The sequence below is a fragment of the Nocardia sp. NPDC049190 genome, assembly GCF_040648115.1.
Lineage (GTDB): Bacteria > Actinomycetota > Actinomycetes > Mycobacteriales > Mycobacteriaceae > Nocardia.
In genome coordinates, this window is the sequence record NZ_JBEZDE010000053.1 from 1 (window position 1) to 25355 (window position 25355).

The following is a 25355-nucleotide window of genomic DNA, read 5'->3' on the forward strand; positions in this document are numbered from 1 at the left end:
GTCGCGTTCGAGCTGCGTGGCGGTGTGGACGCGGGCAAGAAGTTCGTCGACGGATTAGCCCTGCACAGCCATGTGGCTAACATCGGGGATGTGCGTTCTCTCGTGATCCACCCCGCGTCGACGACGCATTCTCAATTGACACCCGATGAACAACTGACCTCCGGGGTGACCCCAGGGCTGGTCCGCCTCGCGGTGGGCATCGAAGGTATCGACGACATCCTGGCCGACCTGCGTGCCGGCTTCGCGGCTGCGACGACGTGACCGTGAGCACCGAATCGAGTACTGCCCGCTCGTCCGACATAGCACTGCCACCCCCGGATGGGCGGCTGGGCACCGTCCCGATCGGAGACGTGCGGCTGGAGAGCGGCGCCGTCGTTCCGGACGTCCAGTTGGCGGTGCAGCGCTGGGGTGAACTCTCGCCCACGCTGGACAACGTCGTGCTCGTCGAACACGCGCTGACCGGTGACTCGCACGTTGTCGGTAAGCCCGACGGCATCCACCCGCTGCCCGGCTGGTGGGATGGCATGGTCGGGCCGGGGGCGCCGCTGGACACCGACGAATGGTGTGTGATCGCGACGAACGTGCTGGGCGGCTGTATGGGCAGCACCGGGCCCACCACCCTTGCCGCGGACGGAAAAGCCTGGGGCGCACGGTTTCCGGAGATCTCCATCCGTGACCAAGTGACCGCCGAGGCCGCGCTGCTCGACCTGCTCGGCATCGGGCGGCTCGCCGCCGTGGTCGGCGGGTCGATGGGCGGTATGCGGGTGCTGGAGTGGATGGTCGGCGCACCGGAACGGGTCGGCGCGGCCCTGGTCCTCGCGGTCGGCGCTCGCGCCACCGCCGACCAGATCGGCACCCAGACCACCCAGATCGCGGCGATCAAAGCCGACCCGGACTGGCAAGGCGGCGACTACCACGACACCGGCCGCCCGCCGCTGGTCGGGATGGGCATCGCCCGGCGCATCGCGCATCTGTCCTACCGCACCGAGGCCGAACTCGACCATCGGTTCGAGAACAAGCCCCAGGACGACGAGAACCCCTGGAACGGTGGACGTTACGCGGTGCAGAGCTACCTGGACCACCAGGCCGAGAAGCTGTGCAAGCGCTTCGATCCCGCCACCTACGTGCTGCTGACCGAGGCGATGAACCGCCATGACGTCGGACGCGGACGCGGCGGCGTCGCGACAGCGCTCGCGGCCACACCGGTGCCGTGTGTGATCGGCGGTGTCGACTCCGATCGGCTGTATCCGCTACGGACCCAGCAGGAACTGGCCGATCTGCTGCCCGGCTGCGACGGGCTCGAAATCGTGCACTCGCGCGACGGGCACGACGGTTTCCTCACCGAGGCGGCCGCGGTGTCGAAACTGCTGACCGAGACCATGCGACTCGCGCGCCACGGTCTGCGGTCCGAACGCTGAGCAGCCGTCGACTCGGTGGTTCGGCGATCGCTAGCCGACGCCGAGGGTATTGATCGTGGCAGCGAGAAACACGATGCTCGAACCGAGCAAGGTCAGCGCGCCGACATCGAAGGGCTTGCTACGCACTGCGAGCAAACCGACGCGCGCGGTCGGCAGGCACAGGCGAAACGCCGCGGCCAGCAGCGTCGCACCACCGAAGAACAGCGCGCCGCGCCGCCACCGGTCGGAGGCGACGAACACCACCGCCACCGCGATGACCAGGGAGACGACGACCATCGGCAGATGGCAGCGCAGGAATTGCATGGCGAGGCTGCGGCTGGCGGACCGTGGTTGGGCGATGGGCGGGTCGGCGTCGGGCACGCTTCGATTCTTGCAGATGTGGCCGACCCCCTGCCGCCGACGGTGGATTCGCCGTTTCGGCGACGACATGACTGGTGGCGGACCGTTTCGCTGCGGTGGAATCAATCGAGTTCACTAGGATCGATGCCATGACCGCAGCGCGTGACTACGACGACCTTCACAGCTTGGTCGACCGGCTCACTCCGGACCAGGCACAGGCACTGCGTGCTGTCGCGCTGCAGTTGGTCGTCGGTGATTCCGCTGAGCCGGGGACCGCGGGCGAGCCGATCGGTGACCAGCGCGGCCGGCTCTCGCTCGAGGGTTCGACGCACGCGGAGCCCGATCTCGCCGTCAGATCGCGGGAAAAAAGATCTTCGGCGCGGAACGTGGAAGGCGAGCCGAGTATTCGCCTGCGGCACAGAGTCCTTGTCGCCGTGCTCGACGACCACGACGTAGATCATCGGCGCTGCCTGGACTTGCTCGAACTACACGGCGGACCACTACTCGTCCCCAGCTCGGGTACGCACGGGAGTGCGCTGTCTCGCGCCGACGCGCATTGACCGAACCGAGGCCGCTTTTCCGGAGATGACGTGCTGACTGCCGATGACGCGACGCATACGTGCGCCCACGGGATCCCGATGTGGTCGGCCGTATACGGCCGGGCCTCGAGCTTCTGGACTTACTCGAAGAGTACTGAGGGACATGCGGATCGACCTCGTTCGGCGACAGCGGCCTCCGCTTCGTCGAACCGCATCCCGCGCACGGCTGCTGTCGGTGAGGCGGCATCCGCGGTGCGGTGGCCGGTGATGCCGCCGAGCGGGGAGTCTCCCGCCGCCCGGCGCCTCCACCGAGCGGGTCACACCTCCAGGTCCTCCTCGATGCCCTTGAGGCGGTGGCGGGCCAGCGCGAGGTTCGCCCGCGCCCGATCCAAAGCGAGGTAGAGGAACAGGCCGTGGGACTTGCGGCCGGTCATCGGGCGGATGATGTGGTACTGGCCGGACAGCGTGATGAGGATGTCCTCGATACCCTCGTTCAGCCCGAGCTGCTCCATGGTGCGCAGTTTGGCCCGTACCACCTCGGTGTTGCCCGCGGCGGCGACTTGAAGATCCAGGGTCTTGGAACTGCCGAGCGAACCGAGTGCCATGCCGCTGTTGTAATCGACGACGGCGGCTCCGATCGCACCGTCGATCGCCATCATTTCTTTCAGCGCCAAATCCAGGTTGGACATATATGTTCCTTTCCGTAGGTGTTTGTTGCCTAGTCTTTTTCGGGGACCGTCAGAAGGTCGGCGATCGTGCGAGCCACCGGGCGCGACTCCAGATGCAGCCGACCGACGTTCACCTCCGAGCTCGCCAGCACGGTCAACGAGGCCCAACCCGCCGCGTAGACCACCACGTGCCCGCCGGTACCGCGCACCACGACCTCATGGAACCCACCACCGTGCGCGGTGGTGGCGAGCCGATGCGACAGCGCCAGCTGCGAGGCGGCCAGCGCGGCCATCCCGCCGGGCTCGATGTTCGAGGGCAGGTCGTGGGCGATGAGCAACCCGTCGCTGGATGCCACCAGCGTGCCGGTCAGGTGCGGGACGCGATCGCGCAGTGTCTTCAGTTCCGTCAGCACCACAACGTTCGGTTCGGGTTGGGGCATCGGCACCTTGGTCAACCTTCCCATCAGTGCGTGACCGAGCAGTTTCCTCCGTGCGGTCACGCCAGCTCCTCCAAAGCCGCCTGCAGGCGGAGAAGCAGCGCCTTGTCGACCGGCTCCCAACTGTCCGAGTCGGGAATCGGCTCCCACCGACCCGAATGGGGAATCGGCTCCCAACTGCCCGAATCGGGAACCGGCTCAGACCTGTGCCGCCCGCGTCGAGGTAGCGGCTTGGACTCGGCGAGTGCGCGGACCGCCCCGGCTGGATCGGTGCGCACCGGCTCGGTGCGCACGGGTTCGGCTTTCACGACGGGGAAAGGCGCCGCGACGGCCGGCTCGATCAGCCCCGCCGCGGTCAGATCCCGTACCGCCTCCAGGCACCCATAGGTGGTTCGGCCGAGGTCGCGTGCGATCCCGGTGACGCTGCGCCGAGTGTCCGCGGCGGCCAACACCTCGGCCTGTCCCCCGGTGAGCACCACGCGCCGTCGCCGCACGCGGTGAACCGGCACAACGGGGGCGCGATCGACCAACTCGGCAGGCCACGGCCCGGACTCCGGATCGCCACGCCGCGTGCATTCGTGTACGAGCGCGCGCGGCGTGATCTGGCAGATCGGGGCGAGCCAGTGGGGCGGCGCGGGCTGGAATTCGGGGACCGACGACGAGGCCAGCAGAAAATAGGCGGCATCGAATACCGACAGCAATACCAGGGTTTCCAGCCGCGGCCGTCCCAGCATATGGCCGGGATCGCCGGCCGCGGCACGCTGCCAATCCTCGGTGGTCGCCACGCCCGCCGCCACCACGAGCCGGTCCAGCCCGGTCGCGCGACGGCAGTCGACGGAGGCGATCGCGCCTTCGGTCAGATGAAACGCGCCGTCGCCCGTGCGCAACATGCCGGTACATCTTTCCTTCTCGAGCCGCTGGAGTTCGACCGCGAGCTCAACGCCCATGACCGTCCTCAGCCAATTCGCCCAGAATTCCCCGGAGTTGGAATCGCGCCATCCCCAGATTCCCGGTGTCACCGTCGAACACAACGTGCACGAAAAGCCGACCGTCGAAGTCGCCGTTCACCAGATACAACAGGTGATAGGCGCGAGTCCCCGAGACGATGATCTCGGTGACGTCGTCATCGTCGTGGCCGGTCGCCAGTGCCGCGCACCCGAGTACCGCACGGACCACGTCGGTGGTGGTCGCGGCGTCCTCGTGCTGGTCCACCAGATCGTGTCGACCGGCAGCGGCGATCGCCAGACCGCTCGCTCCGTCCACCAACGTCACACTGCGCGCACCGGGAATGTCCATGATGCGGTGCAGACAGCCGTCAATATCGGTCACCGCGTCCTGGCCTGCCTATCCTGTGAGATTTTTTGCGAACCAGACGCTACACACTGTGCCCAGTGAATGTACAGAAAATACCGGAAAGTCGTAGTAAAAAAGGCATTTCCCCTGGAAAAGGCAACAAGAGGACTAGTCGGTTTCAATGTTCTTCGCGGACCTGGCGTTTCGTGAGCGTGTCGCCCGGGTCGCACCGTCTGCCGCGGCGCGCGGGCTGGCGCCGGAGTTGCCCGACAAGAACTTCCGGACTTGCGCCGGGACGCCGGATGCGAGGCAGCACCTGCCCGTACGGGCACGCCGAAATGCCGAAGCGGTGCACGATGACTCGCGCGACCGCGTGAGCGACCAGCTCGGGAGGGACCGCGGCGTCGCGTCGAGCCAACGGCTACCCGGCACTGAGCACAACGATCCGGTGCTGATCGATCGGGAGGCCGGCGACTCGGCCGTGCGAGAACCTGATTGACTGGCTTCTGTGTTCCACTTGATGTTCCACGAGCCGCGCATCCCGCCGAATACGGGCAACGCGATCCGGCTGGCCGCGGGCACTGGATGCCAGCTGCATCTGATCGAGCCGCTGGGGTTCGACCTTTCGGCGCCGAAACTGCGGCGGGCCGGGCTGGACTACCACGATTTGGCCTCGGTAACGGTGCACGCGAATCTGGCCGCTGCGTGGGAGGCGTTGCGGCCCGAGCGGGTCTACGCATTCACCACGCAGGCCACCACCCGGTTCACCGACGTGGCCTATCGCGAGAACGACGTGTTGCTTTTCGGGACCGAACCCACCGGGCTACCCGAGGAAGTGCTCACCGACCCGCACGTCACCGACCGGCTGCGCATCCCGATGCTGCCGGGGCGGCGGTCGATGAATCTCTCGAACGCGGCGGCGGTGACGGTGTACGAGGCGTGGCGCCAGCTGGGGTTTCCCGGCGGCGTCTGATCAAGGTGCGAAAAGCGTTGTCCGGCGGTGAAACCGGACAGCGGTCAGCGGTCAGTCATCGATCGCGAACCGTTTGAAGCGCGAGGTCGCGCCGGCCACCAGCCGGACCGCGGACTTGGGCACACCATAGTGCACGGCGAGTAATTCGATCGCAGCCTTGTTGGCCTTGCCCTCGACAGCGGGAGCCCGCACATACAGCCGCAGGCTCCCGTCATCGAGGGTTTCCACCAGCGGGCCCTTACGGCTGTTCGGTGTGATCGTCACGCTTACTACTGTCGGCACCCGTCTCTCCCGCGCTGGTCTCCGCACCGCCCGGGACGCCGGTCGAGGGCTCCGCCTCCGGTGCGGGAGCAGGCGCAGACTGTACCGGACCCGGCCCGGCCTTCTTACGCCGTGATATCGGCCGCGCGATGGCCCACACCACCGCGGCGATCACCGCGACGAAGCCGAGCCACGGAATCGCCTTGCCGGCAAACACCACCGCGTCCTGCAACCACGACACCAAGGAGTTCCAGCCGGACACCATGCCGTCCCAGAAACTGTGCGCGCCGCCGCCGGAGTGCCTCTCGTCGGCGGTGACCTCGATGGTCAGCGTAGACAGCGCGATCTGGTCGTCGAGATGACGCTTCTGCGCGGTGAGGCTGTCGAGCTGGCCCTGGCGGCTGGACAGCGCCTGCTCGGCATTGAGCAGGTCGGCGGTGTTGGTGGCGCCCGCGATGAGTGCGCGCAGCCGGTCGACCGAGACCTGCAGGGCCTTCATCCTGGCGTCCAGGTCTTCCCACTGCATGGTCACGTCGTCGCGGGTGGTGCTGACCCGGGTGATGCGCCCGACACTGCCGAGCCCGTCGATGAACGCCTCGGCTCTGTCGGCGGGCACCCGCACGGTGAGAGTGGCGCTCGGCCCGCTGCCCGAGCCGGGCACGCGCTTGGTGTCGGTGCCGGGCTGTTCGGTGCGGCTGTCGATCCGGCCGCCCGCCGCACGGACCTGATCGGCGATCTTGCCCGCCGCCTCGATCGGTGCGTCGGCGGTGATCTCGACGCTGCCGGTGACGACCTCCTTTCGCGCGGAAACGGTCTGGCCACCGGAGTTGTCGTCCCGTTTCGGGGGCGCCTGTTCGCGCAACCCGGGGGGCGCGGCCGCGGGGGCGGGCGCGGTGGCGATCATCGACGACCGGTCCGGCGCGGGCTTCGTCGCCTCGCCTCCGCAGCCGACGAGCGATGTCAACCCCAGCAGGCCGATGCCGAGCACAGCTAGCTTCCTCATGGCTCGCACAGTAGCCGTTCGCGCCGGGCGAGCAGGCCCGGATAATCGTTCTCTAGAACGCTTCTCACACTTCTCTAATCAGCGGAAGTCGCGCGATGTCGACTGGACCCGCAGATCCATGCGCTGCAGGTGTTCGGCGACGACACTGACCGCGCCTTCGGCGTTCTGCACCCGACCCCGGATGAGCAGGGCGGGCGCGCCTTGGGCGAGACGCCGATAGCGGGTCCACAAGCCCACCGAACAGACGACGTTCACCATGCCGGTTTCATCCTCCAGATTGAGGAAGGTGACGCCCGCCGCGGTGGCGGGCCGCTGTCGGTGAGTTACCGCGCCGCCCACCAGGACTCGGGAACCGTCGGGGACGGCGAGCAGGCCGGAAGCCGGTATCACGCCGAGGGCGTCGAGCCGAGGGCGCAGGAACTGGGTCGGGTAGCTGCCCGGGGAGACGCCCATGGCCCAGACATCGGCAGCGGCCATTTCCAGATCGCTCATGCCGGGGAGGGCCGGCGCGGTAACGGCCGCGCCGGTACCGGGCAGGCGGCCCGGACGTTCGCCCGCGGCGGCCCCCGCCGACCACAGCGCTTCGCGGCGGGTGACGCCGAGGCTACCGAGTGCGCCGGCCGTGGCGAGGGATTCCGCCTGGGCGACAGTGAGTTCCACCCGCCCGGTCAGGTCGAGGAAGGACGTGTAGGCCCGCTCGCCCCTGGCGGCGACGATACGTTCGGCGAGGTCGGTGCCGATATGACGGACTGTGGCGAGACCGAGACGCACCTCGGCGCCCTTCGCCTCGAGGGTGGGTTCGGCGCGACTGGCGTTGATGTCGGGGCCGTGCACCACGACATCGTGCCTGCGGGCATCGGCAACCAGGGACTGCGGGGAATAGAAGCCCATCGGCTGGGCTCGCAACAAACCCGCGCAGAAGGCGGCGGGGTGATGCAACTTGAACCAGGCCGAGTAGAAGACGAGCGAGGCGAAACTCTGCGAATGACTCTCCGGAAAACCGAAATTGGCGAAGGCGTAGAGCTTCTCGTAGATACGATCGGCGACCTCGCCGGTGATGCCGTGCAGTTCGCGCATGCCATGGTAGAGCCGGTCCCGGAGCCGTTCCATGCGTTCCGGAGACCGTTTGGAACCCATGGCGCGGCGCAGTTGATCGGCCTCCGCCGCGGTGAATCCGGCGACATCGACGGCCATCTGCATGAGCTGCTCCTGGAACAGCGGCACACCGAGGGTGCGTTCCAGCGAATTCTTCAGTGCCGGATGGTCGTAGACGATGTCTTCGGTCCCGTTGCGTCTGCGAATGTAGGGGTGCACCGAGCCGCCCTGGATGGGGCCGGGACGAATCAGCGCCACCTCGACCACCAGGTCGTAGAACCTCCGCGGTTTCAGCCGAGGCAGCGTCGCCATCTGCGCTCGCGACTCGACCTGGAAAACGCCCACCGCGTCCGCACGCGACAGCATCTCGTAGACCTCGGGTTCGGCCAGATCGAGTGCGTGCAGCTCGATGGTCTCGCCTTTGTGCTCGCGCACCATATCGATCATGTAGTGCAGCGCGGAGAGCATGCCGAGGCCGAGCAGATCGAACTTCACCAGATCGATGGCGGCGCAATCGTCTTTGTCCCATTGCAAGACGCTGCGGCCGGGCATCCGCGCCCACTCCACCGGGCAGACGTCGGCGATCGGCCGGTCGCAGATCACCATGCCGCCGGAGTGGATACCCAGATGCCGTGGCAGTCCCTCGATGTCGGCAGCCAGCGCCAGCACCTCGGCGGGAATGTCGGTGTCCGGCTCGGCGGCGGCTCGCGTCCCCACGGAGCCCCCCGGGAACGCCGACGAGGCGATACCGCCCCAGCGGCTCACCTGCTTGCTCCACGCGTCCTGCTGGCCGGGCGAAAACCCCAGTGCTCGTGCGGCATCGCGTACCGCTGACTTGCCGCGATAGGTGATCACGTTGGCCACCTGCGCGGCGTATTCGCGCCCGTACTTGGTATAGACGTGCTGGATCGCCTCTTCACGGCGGTCCGACTCGATGTCGACGTCGATATCGGGCGGGCCGTCGCGCTCCGGAGAGAGGAAGCGCTCGAACAGCAACCGGTTGCGCACCGGGTCGACGTTGGTGATACCGATCGCGTAGCAGACCGCGGAGTTGGCCGCCGAACCACGGCCCTGGCAGAGGATGTCGTTGTCCTGACAGAAACTGACGATGTCGTGCACCACCAGGAAGTAACCGGGGAACTCCAGGGCGTTGATCACCGCGAGCTCGTGCTCGATCTGCTCATACGCTTCCGGGTTGAGCTTCGCAGGGCCGTAGCGCCGCGCCGCGCCCGCCAGGGTGAGTTCCCGCAACCAGGACTGCTCGTCATGGCCGGGAGGCACGTCGAACGGCGGCAGTCTCGGAGCGATCAACTTCAGGTCGAAGGCGCATGCACGGGCCAGCGCCGCCGCGTTCGCCACCGCCTGCGGGCAGTCGGCGAACAACCGCGCCATCTCCGCCCCGGAACGCAGATGCGCACCGCCCGCGGGTGCCAGCCAGCCCGCCACCTCGTCCAGGCTCCGCCTGGCTCGGATCGCCGCGAGCGCCATGGCGCGCCTGCGCTGGCGTGGCGCGGCGACATGCGCTCCGGTGCTGGCCAGCACGGGCAGGCCGAGGTGATCGGCCACCGTGACGAGGTGGGCGTTGCGCTCGTCGTCCTCCGGGATGCCGTGGTGGGTGAGTTCCACGCTCACCCGGTCGGCGCCGAAGCGTTCGATCAGATCGCGCAACGCGGCCTCCGCGTGGGCGAGACGCGTATTCCCCGTGCGCAAGTCGTAGTCCAGTGCCTGGCGAAGGTGCCCCTTCCGGCAGCCGGTCAGGATGTGCCAGTGCCCTTCGGCCGCGCGGGTCAGCGCGTCCAGGTCGTAGCGCAGGATGCCCTTCTCCCCCGCGGCCAGGTGGGCGGTCGCGATCGCACGGGACAGTCGGCGGTAGCCTTCCTTGCCGCGGGCCAGTACCAGCAGGTGCGGTCCGGCCGGATCCGGTGACCCGGTGCGCGGCGCCGAGTCGGGTGCGGCGGCGTGCTCGCGTTCGGTCGCGGACGCGCGCGAGGGGGCGCCGAGTGACAGTTCGGCGCCGAAGACCGTGGGCATCCCCCACTCCTTGGCCGCTTCGGCGAAGCGGACCGTGCCGTAGAAGCCGTCGTGGTCGGTGAGTGCGATCGCCTCCAGGCCGAGCCGGACCGCCTCCTCCACCAATTCCTCCGGCTGGCTCGCACCGTCCAGGAAGCTGTAGGCCGAATGCGTGTGCAGTTCCGCATACGGCACCGGCGTTTCGTCGGGGCGTTCCACCGGATCAGGCCGGTACGCTCCGCGCTTACGTGACCATGCCGGACTGTCACCGCCGTCACCGGGATACATCGCCTCCGGATCCGTCCGTCCCGGCCGCCCGGACAGCACCCGCTCCATCTCCGCCCAGCTCGGCGGCCCGTTGCTCCAACCCACCCCACACCTCCTCGCACTCGAACACACATTCGATATTGTAGTTGCGCGTCAAGGTTCCCGGCAGGGTCGCTCGGCTTACGCACCGAGTTCGCGAAGGGAACAGAAGCTCCCTGGACCGACAATCAAGGATTCAACCGGCCACAACGTTCGCCCCGTGCCACACCCATCACCGCTGAGCCGATGCCTATCCCCGGTGGATGCGCCGGGTGAGTCCGCCGGCGAAACCGAGACCCGCCGCATCCGCACTTCGACTGGTTGGCCAGGTCGGGCCTTTCGGCACCGAAGGGGGATGCCAGTTGTCACATCCGTTCGACGATGAACCGGGCCCCTATGAAATCGGTCCGGGCGGCGTCTGTGGCCAGCCGAGAGGACCTAGCGCGCCTTCAGCGGGATTCAGCCTTGTTCTTCGCATCTGCTCGTCGACCCTGTCGCTTCGGAACGAATCGGACGATGTCGGCACGCGATGTGATCTGCAATTTCTGGAGGACCGTCGCAACTTGTGCGTCAATGGTCCGGCGCGACGTGCCACGCCGGGCGGCGATCGCCGAATTCGTCCACCCCTCGGCCGCCAACGCCGCGACCTCCTGCTCGGCGACGGTCAGGGCGAGCCACTGTGCGTGCTCGGCGCCCATACCGCCGACCGGTGTGGGACGCGTTCCTATCGCCAGTGTGCCCATAGCCAGGTGCTGAACCTCATTCAGCTCTGGCCGCAGCGCCGATCCCCGTGCTTCGGCGCCAGCGTATGCCTGCGGGCCGAGCACTTTCTCAGCTGTCCGGACAGCTTCGGCAGCGAGATCTGCGAATGGCCCGAGCTGATCGATATCCACACCGAGCCCGGTGCGAAGCGTCCGCGTACCGCCTGCGAGCACAGCGATTTCGGTCGCCGTTGCCGTGGCCGCGCGCCGATCGGCCGGACCGCTCGCGGGTTCGCTGATGATTCGCGCCAGTGACCACGCGCGAAATTCGACCGCCCACAGTGCACCCCACTGTTCACGGGTCGGCACCAGATTCGCCAGCACCGAGCGCTGAATGGCGAGCGCCTCGGTGGGCTTGCCCAGCCTCGTCAATGCGATAGACCACGTCAGTTGCGCCCAGAATCTGGTCCAGGTCGATCCCGCGGCCGTGGTGCGTTCCAGGTATCGCCAGGCCAGGTCGTGCGCTTGCGCGGGGGGACCGAGAAGACTGGCCGCGAGTGCCGCGAACTGCTCACTCGGAACCGCCCCCGACATGCTGCCCGCATGATCGAACTTCTCGCGGGCGCGTTCCAGTACCGTGACGGCAACCGGGTCCTTCCGGACCACCATGAGTTCGACGCCCAGGGCGAAGTCCACGACAGCGGGCAGACCGAGGTCCCGCTCGGGCGCCTCGCGCCAAGCATGCCCCGGATCGGACAGACATCCCTGGACACACTCCTCGAGCAGCTGTTCGGCATCCTCGATTTGGCCCACGCACAACATGATCCACACCAGCAAGGCCATCGCGGTCACCTGTAGGTCGCCTGGCTGCGACGACCGCGCACGAGTCGCGACCAGTGCCCGCTCGGTCCACAGGCGTATCTCTCGGAACGAGCCCGTGACGAAGGGAAGCCGCAGGACCAGCAGGCCGACACAGATTTCCAGGCCACGATGCGCGCTGCCGCCGGGCGTGAGGCTGCGCTCGATCGCGGTGATGATGTTGTTCCACGCAGCGGATGCCCAGTCGATCAGGTCCCCTTCCGCTGGGCCGAAGTAGCTCGCCGCCGCATGCAGGATTTTGTCGCGGTAATAGACGCTATGACGTTCGGCCAGCCAAGCAGCCTCGGCTATCCCATCGGCCGATCGCGCACTCAGCTTCTGCTGCGCGTACACGCGAAGATTCTCCGACAGCGAATAACGGACGGTGGTCGTCGTGAGGTGCCGGGACACCAACGACTGATCGGCCAGTCGCCCCAACAGATCTTCGATCTCGTCCGGGACGAGGCCGATTCCGTCATCGGCGGCGCCGGGACCACCGTCGCGGCTCGGGCCGGCGCAGATGACTCGGATCGCGTCCAAGTCGGCGCCGACGGCGGGTGCCGTTGCGCTCGCGACGTCCGCGCCGGTGTCATAGCCTCCGGCGAATACCGACATTCGATCGAAGAGCAGCTTCTCCTTCTCCTGACACAAGTCATAGGACCAGCTGAGGACGTCGTTGATACTGCGATGGCGCTCTTCACCACCGAGCGTCGGTCCGGACGCCCAGTCCAACCGGCGGTCGCTCGGCAGAGTTCCACCGAGCTGCCCCAAGATCATCGCCAGCGGTTGGCGCACCAGGTGACCGGCCGCCAGACGAATGAACAGCGGGTGATGATCCATGCGCTGACAGATCCGGGCAGCCAGGGCCGCCTGTTCTGGACCGGTGATCGGGTGGCCGGTCAGTTCAGCCCGATACCGGAACAAACTCAGCGCCTGGTGCGGTGACAAGGCAGGCACCGCGAAAAGGCGTTCGTCGACCCAGCCGATGGCCTCCCGACTGGTGGCCACTATGCACAATTCCGGTATCGCGTCGAGCATTCGAGCGATCACCCTGCCGATACTGGGCAATACGTGCTCGCAGTTGTCCACGACCAGCACGGTCTGCACGGCCCTGCCTCTGGCATCGGTCTTGGCCAGGGCGGTGACCAGCGCCTCCCACATCGAGCGATCCGAGTAGTCGGTCGTGACAACCGACCTCGTGATCTCCTCCTCCACCGCCGCCGCGCTGCTGTCGGCGGCCAAACGGGCGAGCCGGACCCAATGGACCGGGGTGTGGCGCGCTTTCTCGAGAAGTCGCGACGCCTGTGCAGCCAGCCGGGTCTTCCCGATCCCGCCGGGGCCGATCAATGTCAGTAATCGGGTCTGGCGCAGCAGCAACGTGATGATCGTATCCAGCTCGTTCTCGCGCCCCACGAAGTCGTCCGATGGCGCTGTCACGTCGCTCTCGTCGCGATAACCCGCAGCCATACCTCTGACGATATCGGCTCACCAGAGTATCGCGACTGGAAAACTTCACGTGGGGATTACCGAGACGCCGGCCGTTCGCCGACGCGCATCCGTGATCGATCTTCCAGGCGCACAACGACGCTCAGGTCACCGACTCCTGCGACATACCGATGCAGAACTCGATACCTAAGCAATCACTCTGTGTGCGTCGACGCGTACGAGAGAGCGAGCGGCAGGGAGGTGTGCGAGCGTGGTGTGTTGTCTATTGCTCGGCGGGTTGATGTTGCTCGGGCCCGAGGCGGCGCGGTGGTGGCAAGCGCTGCGACGACCCGTCGGCTCTCGACCACATCGAGTGGTGGCCTCCGAGGTCGGTACCGCTCGCCACCTGGTCGTGTCGACCAGCATGTCGTCGACAGCGCCGCAGACGCGATGACGACGACCGAGTTTGTTCCATCGACCCGGCTGCGGGGCCGGTCGACCGCGCGTTGGTTCAGGCGCACAGTGGCCATCGTCGCTGTCGTGTGGGTGGTCGCGGCAGTCGGCCCGCCGCTGGCGGGACTATCCGGTCCGTGGCGCGCATTCGGCGCCGGGTTGATCGTTCCCGGCGCCGGATTGGTCGTCGCGGTGCCGCCGCTGGATCATCCGTTCGGTCCGGCAATGATTGCCGGACATGGTGCGCTGATCGTCGCAGAGATCTGTATAGCAGGGTGGGCGCTGCGCCGATATCTGGTGAGCGTGGGTATCGGTGTCGCCGTAGCCGGCGCTCTGCTGGCCGCGGGGATCCTGATCCTGCCGGCGTCCGTTGTGGTCGCTGGGCATGTGATTGCCTTTGTCGGCGTTCTCATCGCGTCCGGCTGGGCATTCATGTTCCGGTGTATCGCACGGTCGGATTACGTGACCCTACCGGTCATTGTGGTCGCCGCCGCGGCGACCGGCGCCGCTCTCGCGGTCCACCACGGTGACATGATCGGCCCACTCCACTGGTTTTCGTGGGCCGCGCTCGCGATCGCTGTGGTGTCGACCGGTTCCGCGATCATCCGTGAGCGGATTCGCCACCGCGCCGCCCAGCGTCTCGGGGCCGAACGCGCACAGTTTCTCCAACAGCAACCCACCGCGACACGCACGAACCCGGTCGCGTTGCGGCGCTCGGCCGGAATTCCTGTTGTCGCGGAGGCGAATACCGAACAGCTCGCTTTGCTTCGGCACCTGCTCAGCATCGCCATGCAGCCACGCGGCGAGTGGGACGGCTTCGACGACGAAGGGCCCGGGCCACTGCAGCAGTACCGCTATCAGCTCAACGCGCTGGGCTGGGCGCTGTCGATGTACGCCTATTCGCACACGCCGGCGCTGCGTGGACCGCTGCACACTGCGCAGCTGAACCTGTTCGACCGCATGCAGGACCGTGCGGTCTGGGGATACTGGTACTGGCAAAACCTGTTGGGTAACTGGGACTTCCACCACCGCCGGGCCGACCCGATCGATGTGCGGCAGAACATCATGTTCACCGGATACCTCAACCTGCAGCTGGGCATGTTCGAACAGGCCACCGGCGATCCGCACTTCCGCACCGAGGGGGCTTTGGAATTCCGGTGGTCGCAGCACCGGTCGAGCGCCTACGACCGGGACATGATCAACGCGATCGTTGTTCGGAACTTCGGTGGCGAACTGTGTCTGTGGCCGTGTGAACCACTTCCGCTCGGACGGTCGCGTACCAGGGGGCTCGTATTCCCGTACTGCAACGCCGTCAGCGCGGCAGGTGTCGCCGTGCTGGACGCGTTGTGCGGCACCAGCCACGCAGCGGAGATCGCGCCTCGACTGCGACGCGCGCTCGATACCGAATTCACGGCGGCGGACGGCGATATCGTCAGCTTCCTCGTCTCTGGGCTGGGGCTGACCGCGCGCGGCTTCCGAGGACCGACAACGACCGCGGGAATTGCGGCGTTCCTGGCGCCGATGCTGCCCGAACTCGCCTGGCGGGCGTGGGAAATCCTGCGCCGGGACTGGCTGGAGACCGGTCGCTACCTACAGCCCGGCTCAGCCGGTGCCGAATCTCCGACCGCCGAGGACTGGGGTTCGCGCGCGCCGACGAACGCGGAATCGCTCGCCGCGGCCATGCTTCTCGCCCAGGAGTGTGGCGAGCAGGACTGGCAGGCGGAGTTGTGGCGCGCGGCCGTTGATCAGTTGTGCTTCACCGAATACGAAAACGGCCCAGGCGTCAAGAGATTCCGGGCTGCGTCGGTACACGCCAACGGAATGCTCGGCTTGGGCAGTCTGGGGCGCCCGTCGGCGCTGACGGACATGATGTCGACGACGCGGCCACCCGCATGGAACAGCGGGCCGCGCATCGCGGCGATCCCGCACCCGGATGTCCTGGTGGCACTGGCCGTCACCGACGGCGCCGGCTTGGACGCCGTCCTGCGGCCAGGTCTGCGGCCCGGCCGATTCGCTCTGGTTCTGGACCAGCTGCAGCCCGGACGAACATATGCCGCACACGGCACCCGCGAGCAACGCGTCTGCGCTGACGAACGCGGCATCGCCCACGTCGTCATCGACCTGCACGACCGGACTGCGATCGAGCTGAGGCCGGAATGACCAGCTCACCGATCAACACCGGCGGGCCCCGCGTGGCCCTGTACTCGCCTGCGTTCGCCGCCGATCCACATGGTTTCTATCAGCGGATGCGCGAGTCCTACGGCTCGCTGGTTCCGGTCGAACTGGCCCCAGAGGTGCCCGCGACTTTGGTGATCGGTTATCGGACCGCAGCACGCATACTGCACGATCCGGCCCGATTCCCGGCCGATCCCCGCGCCTGGCAGCAGAACATCCCCGCAGATTGCCCGGTGCGACCAATGCTGGAATGGCGGCCCAATGCCATCCGCAGCACGGGTGTCGAGCACCTTCGCTATCGGCAGGCCAACGTCGCTGCCATCACGGCCGTCGATCTGCACGGGCTGCACGACGTCGTCGAAGATATCGCCATTCCGCTGATCCACACCTTTTCCGGGAACGGGTCGGCCGATCTCCTCAAGCAGTACGCGACCCCGCTGGCCTTTCAGGTCATCAATGCCATGCTCGGTTGCACACCGGAGATCGGGCAGCGGGTCGCAGCCGGCATTATCGCGATGTTCGAAGGCAATGACGCCGCCCGCGGTAACGGCATCCTGATCGAGGCACTAGCCGAATTGGTTGCCCACAAACATGCCGAACCCGGTGCCGACATCACGACCCGGCTGCTGCGGCATCCTGCCGCATTGGACGACCGCGAAATCGTAGAACAGCTGGTCCCGCTCTACGGTGCCGGTGTCGAACCGACCGTCAACCTGATCGCCAATGCCCTCCTGGCGGTTCTCATCGATGAGACGTTCGCCGGCGGCGTCCTCGGCGGCAGTCTGTCGACCCGCGATGCCTTGGACAAGGTGCTGTTCACCGATCCCCCGATCGCGAACTTCTGCATGACCTATCCGCGGCAACCGATCCTGATCGACGAGATGTGGCTTCCTGCGCACCAGCCGGTGGTCATCAGTATCAGCGCATGCAACACCGACCCCACGGTCGGCGCCACCGACCACAGCGGCAACCGCGCTCACCTCGCGTGGGGCGCCGGGCCACACGCGTGTCCCGCACAGCAGGCCGCATACCTCATAGCCCAGGATGGACTCGATCAACTTCTCGACGCGCTACCGGAGATCCAGCTCGCCATCGCGCCCGACGCGCTGACCTGGCGGCCCGGCCCGTTCCATCGAGCGCTGGCAGCGCTACCGGTCACTTTCCCTCCGGCACGGCCTTTCGAACTCCGGCAACTCTCCGAGGCCGATGCGCGGTCGTCACCGGGCGCCTCCGACTGACCCCTTCGCGTATCAGGCTCACCGACAACTCTCCACGGACCGAATCCTGCCGAGGCCGGCGCAAGCCGGAGGTGATGCGGGCAGGTCACGAGTTCGCGAGCGGCGACAGGGAACGGGCGAGGAGGGCAGCTTCGATACTTCGGAGCCGACTCCGGATCAGAGCGCCGTAGGCGTCGGCGGCGAGGACATCGAGATGTCCGCGGGCGATCGCCAGTTGCATCCGGGCCACCTCGAACTCGCCGACGCGCCGATGACTGTCGGCCAGGTTGAGATACAGCGAAGGAAGAAAACCTCGCAGTCCTTCGTCGAGCGGGATACCGGGGCCGAACACCGCCGCAAGTGCGCACTGATCCCAGTGCAGCGCGTCGGCGGCCTCGGCCTGCAGGTCGGCCAGGTAGTGCGCGATCAGGCAGCGGTGCAACGCGTCCGCATGATCGCCGATTTCGTTCCATAGCTTTTCCAGCACCTGCCGCGCCGCAACCTGGTCAACGCCACCGAGCCGCACCGCGGCAAAAACCTCCGCCATCCGATCGTCCGCCATGCGCCGAGTATCGCACATATGTTCGATAGATTTCGAGACCTGTTCGACTCGAACGCATACGCGCCGCACCCCTCGCGCACGTCGGATCCCGAACTCGCCGCCCACGCCACCGCGACCCGTCGCAGCGGCGCAGGCGGTCGACCCAGGACGCGAGCAGAACCACTCGGCACGTAAACTTACTTGACAGTCAGTTCAAGGAACCGACCTGCGAAGGAGCAGCGATGACCGACGCATCCGCTGAGACCACCGACCCGCGCGGGCAGATCCGGCGCCCCCGTCGCGACCGTGACCTCACCGGACGACTGGTCCTGATCACCGGAGCCTCCTCCGGGATCGGACGAGCGGCGGCGCTGGCCGTCGCAGGCAAGGGCGCCACCGTGTTGCTGCTCGCCCGCCGCGGTGACGAACTCACCACCGTGGTCGAGGAGATCAGGTCCGCGGGTGGCCGCGCGTACGGATACCAGTGCGACATCACCGATTCCGACTCCGTCGAGCACACCGTCGCGACCATCCTGGACGAGCACGGCTACGTCGACATGCTGGTGAACAACGCGGGCAGGTCGATCCGCCGCGCCATCCACCGCTCCACCGACCGGCTGCACGATTACGAACGCACCATGGCGGTCAACTACTTCGGCGCGCTGCGCCTCATGCTGGCCCTGCTGCCGCAGATGCGAGCACGCAAGTTCGGGCACATCGTGAATATCAGCAGCGCGGGGGTGCAGGTGGCTACGCCGCGGTTCTCGGCATACCTGGCCAGCAAGGCGGCGCTGGACAAGTTCACCGAGGTGGCCGCGATCGAAACCATGGCCGACGGTGTCACTTTCACCACTATCCACATGCCGCTGGTGCGCACCCCGATGATTACCCCGAGCGGCGATCAGGGACCCGCCGAGTCCCCCGAGTGGGCTGCCGCGACGATCGTGCGCGCGCTGGCCGAACGGCCCAAGCGCATCGACGTTCCATTGGGCACCCTCGCCGAATACGGCGCCCTGCTCACCCCGAAACTCCGCGACCGCATCCTGCACCGCTATTACCGCGCGCTACCGGACTCCCCCGCCGCCAAAGGCGAGTTCACCGAAACAGCCGAAATCCCTGCCGAACCCGCCGCCTCTCGACCGAAACCACGAACACAGTCGGCGGCTCGCCGTGCCACCGGCACCGCTCTGCGTCGGGCGGCCCGTTGGGTCCCCGGCACACACTGGTGATCGAAGCGCAACCGGTCGCTCGTTCCGGAACGCCCCGATAACCCACCAGCGTGACTCGCTCCAACGGCTCCGGGCATGACAACGGAGGCGGTCAGCGACCGAAAACCGTTCCGCCATCCCACCGCGCACCGCTCCCGTGCCGAGAGCCGTCGCGCTGCACACGAGTAGCCGCCAGTGCGGTCCCGACCAATTCGTCCGGCGCCGCAACTGTCAAGGCGTCAGCGGTTGGACGCTGCCGGCGATCAGGGCGGTCACCGGCTTGGGAGCGGCATTGCAGCTGGCCTGGCGCGGCGCCAGCGCGTGCGTGTGCGCGGTGACGCGCCAGCGGCGGCCGTCACGGTGGGTGACGACGGCGGAGCCGGCCACGGTGGCGCCGATGGGGGCGGGCTCGGACTCGACCGTGAAATCGTCGGTGTGCGCGCACACCTGTTCGCGCACGGCGATTTCGGCGACCTGTTCGACCGGCGAATAGCAGCTGCGGCCACGCAGGCCGGTCAGCGCGACGGCCCCGCGGCGGGCCGCTTCGACCGCCTCGACTGCGGTCGCCGGGTCGAGACGGCCATAGGTCAGGCCCGTGGGCAGTAGCACCAGCGCGGGGGCGAATCGGTGGCCGCCGGTATGTGAGCACTCCCAGACCTGCCCCGGATACCTTGTCGCGAGATCGGCGGCGATCGGTCGGCCGAGCAACGCACAGCACTGGTCGCGCTTTCCGTGCGCGCAGACCAGGACGAGCGGAGCACGCACAGGCACACCGATTCCCGGCGGCGGACCGTTCAGCAGGTGCAGGTCCAGCTCGAGCAGCTCGTTCAGATCGGCGATCTCGAGGCACTCGCACCACGCGCCCGTGCGGCGCGAACTCGCGAGCAGAACCGTTCGGGTGCCGGTGAATTCGCTGCGGCCGGGACGGCGGATCAGGGTCGGGCGGACGCGCGCCGCCGCGGTACGGGCCGCCAGCTCGGCGGTGATCTCCCGTCCGAGTACCTCGTCACCGATCACATCCCGACCCCACGCGCCCGGATGCTCCACACACAGCCACCCGGTGACCTGGGTCGCGGTGCCGGGCAACGGAACGTCGACCGCCGCCGCGGCCGAACAGAGCATTCCCTCGAACTCGCTCATCGGCGTCTCTGACCATGACCTGGACACCCCGGAGTCCGGGCGACGGAGCCCCGGATGGTGTTCACACGACAGACCCGTGGTGCGCAGTGCGCGTTCGGCTCGGCAGGACAATGGGCAAACATCTCGAATCCGGCCGACCGGGGTAACGCGGCGTTCGCGAGCCGACCACCGACGACGCCGGGCCGCCGGCTGCCGAGCGCCTCGGCAGGAACGGCAGCCTGTTCCTCGGACAAGAACAGAACTGGACGGTCGTGCGCGAGCATTCCCTCACTCTAGAATCCGGGCCACGCACCCATCGGCTCAGCCCGCCAGGAACGGCCGGACAGCCGCGGCGAACTCCCGGTAACGATCACGGTGAATGCTGTGGCCGCACGGGAAAGCGGTCACCGTGCAGTCAGCGATGGCGGCTTGCAGGATGTTCAGTTTCGCCGGGTCGACCATGCCGCCGGGACCGCCGCACAGCACCAGCGTCGGCGCGGTGATGTCGGAGAGCCGGTCCCACCACTCCGGGTTCGGCTTACGGAACTGCTCCAGCGCGGTCCTCGTCATGGAACGGTCGAAGGCGAGCACCGCGCGCGGGTGCCGAATCAGGCTCGATGTGGCGTGCCACAATTCGGGCACGGTCGGGAAGTGGCGGGTCAGGTACAGCTCCTCGGCGCCGGATTGCAGCGGCAGCGGACACTCCTCCATGACCAGCCTGCGCACCAACTCCGGCCGCTCCTGCGCGACGCACGACACCGCGTAACCGCCGAGCGAATGCCCGACCAGATCGACCGAGGTCACCTCCAGCCGATCGCACAGCGTCAGCAGATCGGCGCCGAAGTCGTCGAAGCGGTAGGAATCGGTGTGCGTGCTACGACCGTGTCCGCGTAGGTCGGGAATGATCACGCGACGCCCGGACTGCACCAGGACGCGGGCGAACCGATCCCAGGTGTGACCGTCGCCGCCCATGCCGTGCACCAGCATGACGGGAACGTCACTGACCGCGCCCACCCCCGAATCCCGGTAGGCGATTCGCACGTCTCCGAATGCCACCCGGTCCACCATCAGATCCACGACTTTCGAGGATACCGACGGTCATCGTCGAGTTATAGCCCGGATCACCGGAACTGGCCGCGTCGGTACCGGACCGGAGACGCTCGAGACCGAAACCGCCGTCCGAAGCACACCTACGCCCTGGCCTGCGCCGGCCACCACACAAGTCGGCGCACCGAGTCAGGCCGACCTGATCTCGAAGACCGGATGGGTGCGGGCGTTGTCGAGGAATCGCTCCGGCGCGGAGTCCACGCCCACATCCAGGTACGGCAGGACGAAGAACCGTCGATACAGCGCCACAATGGGTTTCGGAACACGGGGCGGACCCGACACCAGCGCGGCGCGGAACACTCCGGCCGCCCGATCGGTCGGCAATTCCACGGCCGTCACGGTCTCGACATGTTTGCCGTGGCGCAGCGCCGCCTCCCCTCGGGCCGCACGCAGGTTGCGCACCCAGTTCACGGTGCCATAGGACGCCACCAGGTATCGCCGGTCGCCTTGTTCGAACACCGCCACCGGAGTCTCGATCGCGCGGCCGCTGCGCCGTCCGGGCACGGTGAGCACACGGAAGGTCCACATCGGCAATCCGGCACGCAGCACGGTCCGCATCCACGCGTTGGACATCCGGACAGCCCATCCTGCTCGATATGGCTTGGCCATAATTCGAGCGTCCGCCTCTGTGTATTCGAGGGCAAGGGGCAGCACGGCTCCCTGCGGCGGGGCGCGACTATCCACGTTTTCACCGGCTATCCGGCATAGTCGGTCAATTGGCTCGAAATGCCGCCGCGCCGACTGTGCCCACACCCACAGCGTCGGACCACGCGGCACACAAGCAGGAGGTTGCCGATGGAGGTCGGTAGCGACGGCGCTGTCGCGATGTTGATGACCCACCGCGCGCGCGTTCGGCTCCCGTGCCCTGACCGGTAAATCTTCCGCGCAATCGTGCTCGGGCGAATACTCACGACATGCCTTCTTTCGCCGATTTCGACCGTCGCCACTATCGCACCGTCGACGTGGCGACCGGGTACGACGGATGGGCGCCGACCTACGAGCAGACGGTGCTGGCCGAGATGGATCTCGCGCTGCTCGGGCGACTGCGGCTCGACCTCGGCCGGATACAGCGGGCCGCCGACCTGGGCTGCGGCACCGGACGGATCGGCGGCTGGTTGCGCGAACGGGGATCTCGCACATCGACGGCGTCGACCTGAGTCCGGGATGCTGGAGCGGGCCGCCGAACGCGGGGCCCACACCACGTTGACCGAAGGGGACGTCCGGGCCACCGGCCTGACCGAAGGCGGTTACGACCTGGTGATCGCCTCACTGATCGACGAGCACCTACCGGAACTGGCGCCGCTCTACGCGGAGGCCTGGCGACTGGCCGCACCCGGCGCGCTGTGCGTGCTGGTCAGCTACCACCCGCAATTCATCATGGTGTCCGGCATGCCGACGCACTACACCGCGACGTCCGGCGAGCCGGTGGCGATCACTACGCATCTGCATCTGTTCAGCGACGACATTGCGGTGGGACTGTCCGCCGGGTGGTACTCACCGAGGTCGCCGAAGCGCTGGTGGACGACTCTTGGCTGGCCCAGAAGCCGAAATGGGCTGCGCTGCGCGGACATCCGTTCACCCTGGCGACGGCGTGGGGCCGCCCTGCGTGAACGGTTCGACAGCCTGGTTCGCCGAGAGTATGCGCCAACCCGCCATACCCGCGCGGGGACGTTCAGTCGTAAAGCCCTTCAGCGCGCCAGATTTCGTCGTGGTAGATCAGCAGCAGCACCCGGACGTCGGGAGGCGCACCGTCGAGTTGGACCTGCGCGCGGGCAGCGCGTCCGGCGGGGGCAGCGCGTCCGGCGGGGGCAGCGTCCGAATCCGACGCCCACCACCGTTCGTCCACCGGCCATGGACCCGCCCAGCCGGTCAACCGCCACTGTCTACTTCCCCAGCGCAGGAGTGCGGGCGCGGCGTCGAACAGGCCGCGGTCGGTGATTTCGACCGGGGCGCCGTCGGCGGATTCCAGGCGTACCAGCGGACGGTTCAGCAGTATCACGGCCGGCGCGGGCTCGGGCAGACGGCCCGGCCATGGCTGCGCGGGATCGGCCGCGGGGACGAGTTCGTCACCCAGCGCGACCATGGTGATGCGCTCGGCGGGTCCACGTCCACCGCTGAGCACACCGACCCGCACCGCTTGCCCGCCGAGTAATCCCTGCACTCGGATCAGTGCGCGCCGAGCCCGCTCGTCCTCGGCACCGACCCCGCCCCACAACCCGAGCTGCAACGCACCCGCCGCGACCACTTCGACCGGCTCCAACCGCAGCACCGTGACCGGTGCGGTGGGCCGTGCGCCGTCGCGCCGGGTAAGCCAGCCGTCCAACTGCCAGCGCACCCGGTCGGCCGTGCCCTCCGGCGTCAATGGCTCGGCGCACCGCCAGATCCGGGCCAGCGTCTCCCCCGCCGCGGTTTCCGCGGACACCGAGAGCCTGGTACAGGCCAGTCCGGCCGCCGCGAGCGCGGCGTGCAGCCGGGTGGCGAGCAGACGACCGGCGAAAGCGGCGGCATCGACCCGCTCGATCGGCGGATCGCAGCGGTACTCCACCCCCAGATCCGGTGGCGGCCGCCGTGCGGACGGCGGACGCTCCGGCTCCGCTCGGGCACAACGATGCGCGCGCACGGCGTCGGCGCCGAACCGGGAGGCGACCTCGGCCGGGGACAGCGCGGCGAAATCGCCGACCAGGCGTAAACCCAAGCGGTGCAACAGATCGACCAAGTCGGCACGTTCCGGCGCGGCCAGGCTCGGCTCGACCGCGAGTTCACTCACCGGCAGCGGCGCGAGGAACCGCGGCCCCGCTCCGGCAGGCACGATCGCGGCGCGGCGGGCGGCGAGCACCGCGGTGGACAACTCGTCGGCGATCCCGATCTGCGCCTCCACCCCGACCGCGGCCACCGCGTCGACCAGACGTTCGGCCGCCGCCTCCTCGGACCCGAAGAACCGCGCCGCGCCGCGCGCGCCGAGCACCACCAATCCGGGGCGCAGCACCTCCACCCCGGGCACCGCCGCGGCCACAGCCGCCACCACCGGCTCGAACAGCCGCGCATCCCGGTCCGGATCCTCTTGCGCGAGAAACAGATCCGGGCATCGTGCCTGCGCTTCTCTGCGCCGCGACCCCCGACGCACCCCCTCGGCCCGCGCGATCGCCGAACATGCCACCACCCGATTGGCGAACAGCACCGCTACCGGGCGCGTAGCGGGAAGTTCCGCCATCGCCGCGGCGGCGACCGCGGGCCAATCAGGACACCACAGGGCGAGCACCCGCTTGGCGTTCGGCCGAATCACGGTCCCGCATCGCCTTCGTCGCTCGTCACAGCGGCGACACCTGGGTCGATGGTGACGTTCGACCGAATCTCCGGCGATTCGGACCGCGCACTCACGACACCGCCTCCCGCGCATCGATCGTTTCGGCTGTCCGAGCCGACTTTTCGCGCAGCACCCATTCCACCCGCCCAGCGTTCGGGCACAGTTCGAGCCGCCCGCGCCGCGGCGGTCCCGCCTTTCCGCGCACCTCTACCGCGAGATCGAGCGACCGCAGCCGCCCTCGACCACGACCGAGACCGGCGTAGCCCGCGATGCGGGCATCGAGCTGGAGGGAAGCTCCCGGCCAGCGGCCGTCGGCGACCACGAGGGTGGCGCCCTTGTTACGGGCGCGGGCCGCGATCACCCGAGTGCGGGCGGGCGGGACGGCGGCGCCGTCGAGTCCGAGCACAACCAGGTCGAGTCCGTCGAGCAGCACCGCGGCGACCTCCACCGGGTCGGGGCCGGGGTCGGCGACCACGGCGAGCCGCCGCAGCACAGCCCCCATTTCCACCGCGGCGAGCAGACCGAACCGAGGCATCCCGACCACCGCGGCATGGCCGCCGCCCTCGGTCACCGCGGCGAGTAGGCCGGCCAGCAGCGAACTCGCCCCCGTGTACGCCACCACGGATCCCTTCACCAAACCACCGTCGGGCAACAATGGAGCTAGCGCGGCAGGCACCGGTAGCGCCGCTCTGCGCAATTCGGCGCCGAGCGGAATCCGCTCCGCTGCCGATTCACCGCGTCCTGGCACCGCGGCCATGCGTCTGCGCAGTTCAGCGAGCAAAGGAAGGCCCTCGCGGTGACTTCCATGCGACACCGCACCCCGGCTCGCCCCCTCCTTCGATGTCGCATCCGAACCCATCTCTACCACCTACTTCCCACGATGGACCCGAGCGAAGCTCGCGGGG

At 68.0% G+C, this 25355-nt stretch carries 24 protein-coding genes and 2 pseudogenes; 11 read left to right on the forward strand and 15 right to left on the reverse strand.

From position 1 onward, the window contains the following. Together AB0B25_RS28825 and AB0B25_RS28830 are read left to right on the forward strand one after the other, a co-directional pair. The coding region (locus AB0B25_RS28825; RefSeq protein ID WP_357185973.1) for a PLP-dependent transferase at positions 1-261 on the forward strand (261 nt) is incomplete at its 5' end. Further along, the gene (locus AB0B25_RS28830; RefSeq protein WP_357185976.1) at positions 258-1418 is read left to right on the forward strand and encodes a homoserine O-acetyltransferase; all 1161 of its coding nucleotides are present in this window, start codon (positions 258-260) and stop codon (positions 1416-1418) included. The genes AB0B25_RS28825 and AB0B25_RS28830, both read left to right, overlap by 4 nt. 30 nt (positions 1419-1448) lie before the next feature. Here AB0B25_RS28830 and AB0B25_RS28835 read toward each other — a convergent pair whose 3' ends face one another. After that, positions 1449-1721: a DUF3017 domain-containing protein gene (locus AB0B25_RS28835; protein WP_357186035.1), complete on the reverse strand. Its 273-nt coding sequence runs from the start codon at positions 1719-1721 to the stop codon at positions 1449-1451. A 185-nt stretch (positions 1722-1906) separates the two neighbouring features. On the opposite strand from AB0B25_RS28835, the gene AB0B25_RS28840 reads away from it, so the two are divergent. Beyond that, positions 1907-2317 (forward strand): hypothetical protein, encoded by a 411-nt coding sequence (locus tag AB0B25_RS28840; RefSeq protein ID WP_357185978.1) that lies wholly within the window; start codon positions 1907-1909, stop codon positions 2315-2317. Positions 2318-2613: 296 nt separating this feature from the next. On the opposite strand, the gene AB0B25_RS28845 is transcribed toward AB0B25_RS28840, so the two are convergent. From AB0B25_RS28845 to AB0B25_RS28860, 4 genes are read right to left on the reverse strand one after another with little or no spacing between them, the layout of a single operon-like run. Further along, positions 2614-2985 (reverse strand): hypothetical protein, encoded by a 372-nt coding sequence (locus tag AB0B25_RS28845; protein ID WP_357185980.1) that lies wholly within the window; start codon positions 2983-2985, stop codon positions 2614-2616. Positions 2986-3014: 29 nt separating this feature from the next. Continuing rightward, entirely contained in the window at positions 3015-3464 is a 450-nt protein-coding gene (locus AB0B25_RS28850; protein WP_357185982.1) for a roadblock/LC7 domain-containing protein, read from the reverse strand. After that, entirely contained in the window at positions 3461-4348 is an 888-nt protein-coding gene (locus AB0B25_RS28855) for a hypothetical protein (protein WP_357185985.1), read from the reverse strand. Before AB0B25_RS28855 ends, AB0B25_RS28850 begins: the two co-directional genes overlap by 4 nt. After that, positions 4338-4730 carry a hypothetical protein gene (locus AB0B25_RS28860; RefSeq protein WP_357185988.1) on the reverse strand — a complete coding sequence of 131 codons (393 nt, stop codon included), beginning with the start codon at positions 4728-4730 and terminating at the stop codon, positions 4338-4340. Before AB0B25_RS28860 ends, AB0B25_RS28855 begins: the two co-directional genes overlap by 11 nt. Positions 4731-4875: 145 nt before the next feature. Here AB0B25_RS28860 and AB0B25_RS28865 point away from each other — a divergent pair, with 145 nt between their 5' ends. Then, a complete protein-coding gene (locus AB0B25_RS28865; RefSeq protein WP_357185991.1) occupies positions 4876-5193 on the forward strand; it encodes a hypothetical protein in 318 nt (105 codons plus the stop codon). A gap of 9 nt (positions 5194-5202) precedes the next feature. Beyond that, entirely contained in the window at positions 5203-5667 is a 465-nt protein-coding gene (locus tag AB0B25_RS28870; RefSeq protein WP_357185993.1) for a tRNA (cytidine(34)-2'-O)-methyltransferase, read from the forward strand. 51 nt (positions 5668-5718) lie between these two features. Here AB0B25_RS28870 and AB0B25_RS28875 read toward each other — a convergent pair whose 3' ends face one another. The 4 genes from AB0B25_RS28875 to AB0B25_RS28890 form a co-directional block, all read right to left on the reverse strand. Continuing rightward, complete coding sequence (locus AB0B25_RS28875) at positions 5719-5949, reverse strand: DUF167 domain-containing protein (RefSeq protein WP_357185996.1); 231 nt, start codon at positions 5947-5949, stop codon at positions 5719-5721. Next, positions 5906-6931 (reverse strand): DUF4349 domain-containing protein, encoded by a 1026-nt coding sequence (locus tag AB0B25_RS28880; protein ID WP_357185999.1) that lies wholly within the window; start codon positions 6929-6931, stop codon positions 5906-5908. Before AB0B25_RS28880 ends, AB0B25_RS28875 begins: the two co-directional genes overlap by 44 nt. A gap of 78 nt (positions 6932-7009) precedes the next feature. Next, the gene (locus tag AB0B25_RS28885) at positions 7010-10408 is read right to left on the reverse strand and encodes an error-prone DNA polymerase (RefSeq protein ID WP_357186002.1); all 3399 of its coding nucleotides are present in this window, start codon (positions 10406-10408) and stop codon (positions 7010-7012) included. Between the two features lie 383 nt (positions 10409-10791). Further along, a complete protein-coding gene (locus tag AB0B25_RS28890; protein ID WP_357186005.1) occupies positions 10792-13368 on the reverse strand; it encodes an AAA family ATPase in 2577 nt (858 codons plus the stop codon). A gap of 480 nt (positions 13369-13848) precedes the next feature. Here AB0B25_RS28890 and AB0B25_RS28895 point away from each other — a divergent pair, with 480 nt between their 5' ends. Both AB0B25_RS28895 and AB0B25_RS28900 read left to right on the forward strand, forming a co-directional pair. Then, positions 13849-15939 carry a hypothetical protein gene (locus AB0B25_RS28895; protein ID WP_357186007.1) on the forward strand — a complete coding sequence of 697 codons (2091 nt, stop codon included), beginning with the start codon at positions 13849-13851 and terminating at the stop codon, positions 15937-15939. After that, the gene (locus AB0B25_RS28900) at positions 15936-17192 is read left to right on the forward strand and encodes a cytochrome P450 (RefSeq protein ID WP_357186009.1); all 1257 of its coding nucleotides are present in this window, start codon (positions 15936-15938) and stop codon (positions 17190-17192) included. The genes AB0B25_RS28895 and AB0B25_RS28900 overlap by 4 nt, the downstream gene beginning before the upstream one ends. 85 nt (positions 17193-17277) lie before the next feature. Here the strand turns inward: AB0B25_RS28900 and AB0B25_RS28905 are convergent, their stop codons facing one another. Further along, entirely contained in the window at positions 17278-17733 is a 456-nt protein-coding gene (locus AB0B25_RS28905; protein ID WP_357186012.1) for a hypothetical protein, read from the reverse strand. A gap of 290 nt (positions 17734-18023) precedes the next feature. Here AB0B25_RS28905 and AB0B25_RS28910 point away from each other — a divergent pair. Beyond that, positions 18024-18941 (forward strand): annotated as a pseudogene (locus AB0B25_RS28910) (SDR family NAD(P)-dependent oxidoreductase); the annotation flags it as partial. Between the two features lie 210 nt (positions 18942-19151). Here AB0B25_RS28910 and AB0B25_RS28915 read toward each other — a convergent pair. From AB0B25_RS28915 to AB0B25_RS28925, 3 genes are all read right to left on the reverse strand, one after another. Further along, positions 19152-20060 carry a sucrase ferredoxin gene (locus AB0B25_RS28915; protein WP_357186015.1) on the reverse strand — a complete coding sequence of 303 codons (909 nt, stop codon included), beginning with the start codon at positions 20058-20060 and terminating at the stop codon, positions 19152-19154. 300 nt (positions 20061-20360) lie between these two features. Next, on the reverse strand, positions 20361-21107 hold the full coding sequence (locus AB0B25_RS28920; protein ID WP_357186038.1) for an alpha/beta hydrolase: 747 nt from the start codon (positions 21105-21107) through the stop codon (positions 20361-20363). A 168-nt stretch (positions 21108-21275) separates the two neighbouring features. Further along, complete coding sequence (locus AB0B25_RS28925) at positions 21276-21755, reverse strand: nitroreductase/quinone reductase family protein (RefSeq protein ID WP_357186018.1); 480 nt, start codon at positions 21753-21755, stop codon at positions 21276-21278. Between the two features lie 305 nt (positions 21756-22060). Between AB0B25_RS28925 and AB0B25_RS28930 the strand changes: the two genes are divergently transcribed. The 3 genes and pseudogenes from AB0B25_RS28930 to AB0B25_RS28940 all read left to right on the forward strand — a co-directional run bounded on the left by AB0B25_RS28930 (position 22061) and on the right by AB0B25_RS28940 (position 22756). Then, positions 22061-22303, forward strand: a complete 243-nt coding sequence (locus tag AB0B25_RS28930) for a hypothetical protein (RefSeq protein WP_357186021.1) — start codon at positions 22061-22063, stop codon at positions 22301-22303. Between the two features lie 7 nt (positions 22304-22310). Beyond that, positions 22311-22436 (forward strand): annotated as a pseudogene (locus tag AB0B25_RS28935) (class I SAM-dependent methyltransferase); the annotation flags it as partial. 197 nt (positions 22437-22633) lie between these two features. After that, positions 22634-22756, forward strand: a complete 123-nt coding sequence (locus AB0B25_RS28940; protein WP_357186052.1) for a hypothetical protein — start codon at positions 22634-22636, stop codon at positions 22754-22756. Between the two features lie 62 nt (positions 22757-22818). On the opposite strand, the gene AB0B25_RS28945 is transcribed toward AB0B25_RS28940, so the two are convergent. Together AB0B25_RS28945 and AB0B25_RS28950 are read right to left on the reverse strand one after the other, a co-directional pair. Continuing rightward, entirely contained in the window at positions 22819-24357 is a 1539-nt protein-coding gene (locus AB0B25_RS28945; protein WP_357186041.1) for a DNA polymerase Y family protein, read from the reverse strand. Between the two features lie 163 nt (positions 24358-24520). Further along, complete coding sequence (locus AB0B25_RS28950) at positions 24521-25207, reverse strand: hypothetical protein (RefSeq protein ID WP_357186044.1); 687 nt, start codon at positions 25205-25207, stop codon at positions 24521-24523. Positions 25208-25355 lie beyond the last annotated feature (148 nt).

Coding starts and splice junctions, on each gene's coding strand:
- AB0B25_RS28920 (WP_357186038.1), bottom strand. CDS start 21,107: ATGGTGGACCGGGTGGCATTCGGAGACGTGCGAATCGCCTACCGGGAT.
- AB0B25_RS28845 (WP_357185980.1), bottom strand. CDS start 2,985: ATGTCCAACCTGGATTTGGCGCTGAAAGAAATGATGGCGATCGACGGT.
- AB0B25_RS28945 (WP_357186041.1), bottom strand. CDS start 24,357: ATGGCGGAACTTCCCGCTACGCGCCCGGTAGCGGTGCTGTTCGCCAAT.
- AB0B25_RS28880 (WP_357185999.1), bottom strand. CDS start 6,931: ATGAGGAAGCTAGCTGTGCTCGGCATCGGCCTGCTGGGGTTGACATCG.
- AB0B25_RS28835 (WP_357186035.1), bottom strand. CDS start 1,721: ATGCAATTCCTGCGCTGCCATCTGCCGATGGTCGTCGTCTCCCTGGTC.
- AB0B25_RS28900 (WP_357186009.1), top strand. CDS start 15,936: ATGACCAGCTCACCGATCAACACCGGCGGGCCCCGCGTGGCCCTGTAC.
- AB0B25_RS28950 (WP_357186044.1), bottom strand. CDS start 25,207: ATGGCCGCGGTGCCAGGACGCGGTGAATCGGCAGCGGAGCGGATTCCG.
- AB0B25_RS28925 (WP_357186018.1), bottom strand. CDS start 21,755: ATGGCCAAGCCATATCGAGCAGGATGGGCTGTCCGGATGTCCAACGCG.
- AB0B25_RS28915 (WP_357186015.1), bottom strand. CDS start 20,060: ATGAGCGAGTTCGAGGGAATGCTCTGTTCGGCCGCGGCGGCGGTCGAC.
- AB0B25_RS28840 (WP_357185978.1), top strand. CDS start 1,907: ATGACCGCAGCGCGTGACTACGACGACCTTCACAGCTTGGTCGACCGG.
- AB0B25_RS28890 (WP_357186005.1), bottom strand. CDS start 13,368: ATGGCTGCGGGTTATCGCGACGAGAGCGACGTGACAGCGCCATCGGAC.
- AB0B25_RS28865 (WP_357185991.1), top strand. CDS start 4,876: ATGTTCTTCGCGGACCTGGCGTTTCGTGAGCGTGTCGCCCGGGTCGCA.
- AB0B25_RS28855 (WP_357185985.1), bottom strand. CDS start 4,348: ATGGGCGTTGAGCTCGCGGTCGAACTCCAGCGGCTCGAGAAGGAAAGA.
- AB0B25_RS28905 (WP_357186012.1), bottom strand. CDS start 17,733: ATGGCGGACGATCGGATGGCGGAGGTTTTTGCCGCGGTGCGGCTCGGT.
- AB0B25_RS28930 (WP_357186021.1), top strand. CDS start 22,061: ATGCCTTCTTTCGCCGATTTCGACCGTCGCCACTATCGCACCGTCGAC.